Genomic DNA, 3,291 nt, shown 5'->3' with positions numbered 1-3,291 from the left:
AGCGTCCCGATCCGGGGGCCCAGGTCACCAACGGCATCCGTCCGGAAGACGCGCAGAAGGTCAGCCGCAACAGCGTCGCCAGCTATGTCGACCTCGGGTTCTACCCCACCGAGCAGTGGTACGTCGGCGTGGCCGGACGCTACGAACATTACAACGAAGGCGTCGGCGGTACCCGCAGCGGCAAGCTCAGCACGCGGTATGCGTTCAACCCGGTGTTCGCCCTGCGCGGCACCGTGAGCAACGGCTTTCGCGCACCGTCCCTGGCCAACGAGATCTTCACCGCACGCTCCACCGGGTTCGACACCATCAATGGCGTGTACCAGTCGTATAACTACGTGATCCTGCCGGTGGATTCCGTCGGGGCCCAGGCATTGGGTGCCAAGTCACTGAAGCCGGAGCGCTCGACCAACTTCAGCCTCGGTTTCGCCGTGACCCCAAGCGATGACTTGAGCCTCACGGTGGACGGCTACGTGATCAACCTGCGGGACCGCCTGGTGCTCAGCGAACGCTTCCAGGGCCCGGGCATTGCCTCCCTGCTGGACAGCATCGGCGTACCGGCCACGGCGGGCGCGCAGTACTTCACCAACGGCGCCAACACCCGCACCTCCGGGGTGGACGTGGTGGGCAACTACCGGCAGAACCTCGACCGCTACGGCTCGGTGAAATGGACGGCGGCGCTGAACTACAACCACACGCAGATCCTCAGCGTCAACGACACCCCGGCGCAGCTCGCCGCCCTGGGCAACTTCCAGTTGATGGGTCGCCAGTCACGGGCACTGATCACCAAGACTTCACCCAGCAGCAAGATGATCTTCTCCGCCGACTGGGCGATCCACGACTTCGACGTCAACCTGCGCCTGACTCGCTACGGCACCTACACCGAGGTCAACAGCTCCAGCGACGCGAGCCTGGACCGCACGTATTCGGCCAAGTGGATCACTGACCTCGACGTGGCCTACGCGATCAGCAAACAGCTGACGGTGGCGGTGGGTGCGCAGAACCTGTTCGACAAATACCCGGATCACATCGGCGTGAAGAACTCGTCGTTCGGCGATAACTGGGGCAGCTATTCGCCGTTCGGGTTTACCGGCGGGTATTACTACAGCCGGGTGCAGTACGCGTTCTGATTCAACAACCGCCGGCCAGGCGTTCACGCAGGAACTCGATCAAGGCCTGCACCGGGCGCGAGCTCTGGCGGTGCTGGGGGTAAACGGCGGAAAGGGTCAGGGGTTCGGGCGCGCAGTCATCCAGCAGCGTCACCAGGCGGCCGTCCTGCAAGGCTTGGGCAACGATAAAATTGGGTAGGTAGGTGATGCCCAACCCGGCCACGGCGGCATCCCGCAGCAGCTCACCGTTGTTGACCCGCATGCGCCCGCTGACGTTGCGGGTGTGGGGTTTGCCATCGACCTTGAAGTGCCATTGCACCTGGCGACCATGGCCGTAAGGCAGGCATGCGTGATCGGCCAGGTCATCGGGCCTCTGCGGCGTGCCGTGGCGGGCCAGGTAGTCGGGACTGGCGCAATAGACGCGCTGCACACTGGCGATGCGTCGGGCGATCAGGGTCGAATCCTCGAGGGTGCCGATGCGCAGCACCAGGTCGTAGCCCTCGCTGATGAGGTCTACCGGGCGGTCGCTGAGGTCCACTTCCACGGTGACGTGAGGGTGGCGTTGCAGGAACAGCGGCAACAGGCAACCCAGGTGCGCCATGGCAAACGACAACGGCGCGCTCAGGCGAATGGTGCCTCGGGGCTCGGTGTTTTGCCCGGCGATGCCCTGCTCCACTTGCTCGACTTCACTGAGCAGGCGCAGGGCGGATTCGTAGTAACTCTGGCCCAGCGGCGTGACATCCAGGCGGCGGGTGGAGCGGTTGAGCAGGCGTACGCCGAGGCGCTCTTCCAGCTGGATCAGGCGGCGGCTGACAAACTGCTTGGACAGGCCAAGATGCTCGGCGGCAGCGGTGAAACTGCCGGATTCCATGACCTGGCAAAACAGGCGCATGTCTTCGAAGGGGTTCATTGTCGCTTCTCGGTGGACGCTGGGCTGTTTTATAGCCGGTCAGTCGCCACACCACAAATCAAAATGTGGGAGCGGGCTTGCTCGCGAAGGCGGTGGGTCAGTCGGTACATGTATTGACTGGCACACCGCCTTCGCGAGCAAGCCCGCTCCCACATTGGATTACCTGCATATCAGAGAGCGGTTTATTTGGCCGTCAGCGCCGAGTAGCTGTTCATCAAATTGCGATAGTTGGGAATACGCGGCGACAGCAGATTCGCCAAGCCTTCCATGTCGTTGCGCCAGTCCACCTGCAGCTCGCAGGCCACCGAGAACCAGTTCACCAGCTGTGCACCGGCCGCCGTCATGCGTGCCCACGCCGCCTGTTGCACGGTCTCATTGAAGGTGCCCGACGCATCGGTGACCACAAACACTTCAAACCCTTCAGCCAGGGCCGACAGCGTCGGGAAGGTCACGCACACGTCGGTCACCACACCGGCAATGATCAGTTGCTTGCGGCCGGTGGCTTTCACTGCCTTGACGAAATCTTCGTTGTCCCATGCGTTGATCTGGCCAGGGCGCGGGATGTACGGCGCGTCCGGGAACAGTTCTTTCAGCTCCGGCACCATCGGGCCGTTGGGGCCGCTTTCGAAACTGGTGGTGAGGATAGTCGGCAGCTTGAAGAACTTGGCCAGGTCCGCCAGGGCCAGCACGTTGTTCTTGAACTCGTTGGGCGAGAAGTCCTGCACCAGGGAAATCAGGCCGGTCTGGTGATCCACCAGCAGGACCACGGCGTCATCTTTGTTCAGGCGTTTGTAAGTCATGGGAATACTCTTTTGGGGTTAGATTCAGAAGGCAAAACACGAGCAGCCAAACGCGCCCCAGAAACCCTGGAAGTCGCTGACCGGCACGTTCGAGAGACGCGCCCGTTCATGGCTATGGGCATGCACGCCACAGGGGCCGCTGCACTGGTGCACCTGGGCTTGTAGCGCTGACGCCGGGCGCCAGTGGCCCGGTACCTTGACCACCGGCGACCAGTCCGGCAGCACCGGCACGCTGGGTGGTGCGAAATCTTCAAAGTCGCCGGCGCCGTACACCACCTTGCCGCCGACCACGGTGAGTACCGATTCGATCCACTTGATGGCTTCCTCGTCGACACTGAAGAAGTCCGCCGACAGTGCCGCCACGTCCGCCAGTTGGCCGACCTTGATCTGGCCCTTCTTGCCCTGCTCGGAGGAGAACCAGGCGCTGCCGTGGGTGAACAGTTCCAGGGCCGTCAGCCGGGGCAGCCCCTCGGCG

4 protein-coding genes are annotated in these 3,291 nt (G+C 63.1%); 1 reads left to right on the top strand and 3 read right to left on the bottom strand.

The features are described 5' to 3' along the window. A partial coding sequence (locus HX846_RS26780) for a TonB-dependent receptor domain-containing protein (protein ID WP_178966436.1) occupies nucleotides 1-1,127 on the top strand: 1,127 nt, incomplete at its 5' end. A 1-nt stretch (nucleotide 1,128) separates the two neighbouring features. Here HX846_RS26780 and HX846_RS26775 read toward each other — a convergent pair. From HX846_RS26775 to HX846_RS26765, 3 genes are all read right to left on the bottom strand, one after another. Continuing rightward, the gene (locus HX846_RS26775) at nucleotides 1,129-2,016 is read right to left on the bottom strand and encodes a LysR family transcriptional regulator (RefSeq protein WP_178966435.1); all 888 of its coding nucleotides are present in this window, start codon (nucleotides 2,014-2,016) and stop codon (nucleotides 1,129-1,131) included. A gap of 182 nt (nucleotides 2,017-2,198) precedes the next feature. Continuing rightward, nucleotides 2,199-2,822, bottom strand: a complete 624-nt coding sequence (gene ycaC, locus HX846_RS26770; protein ID WP_161635723.1) for an isochorismate family cysteine hydrolase YcaC — start codon at nucleotides 2,820-2,822, stop codon at nucleotides 2,199-2,201. An 18-nt stretch (nucleotides 2,823-2,840) separates the two neighbouring features. Beyond that, on the bottom strand, nucleotides 2,841-3,291 hold a 451-nt coding region (locus HX846_RS26765), incomplete at its 5' end, for an amidohydrolase family protein (RefSeq protein WP_178966434.1).

This window comes from Pseudomonas sp. K5002 (assembly GCF_013386655.1).
In the GTDB taxonomy this organism is placed as follows: Bacteria; Pseudomonadota; Gammaproteobacteria; order Pseudomonadales; family Pseudomonadaceae; genus Aquipseudomonas.
The sequence above is the reverse complement of the archived record's forward strand: the minus strand, read 5'-3'. Positions and strand labels throughout refer to the sequence as shown.

Coding starts and splice junctions, on each gene's coding strand:
- HX846_RS26775 (WP_178966435.1), bottom strand. CDS start 2,016: ATGAACCCCTTCGAAGACATGCGCCTGTTTTGCCAGGTCATGGAATCC.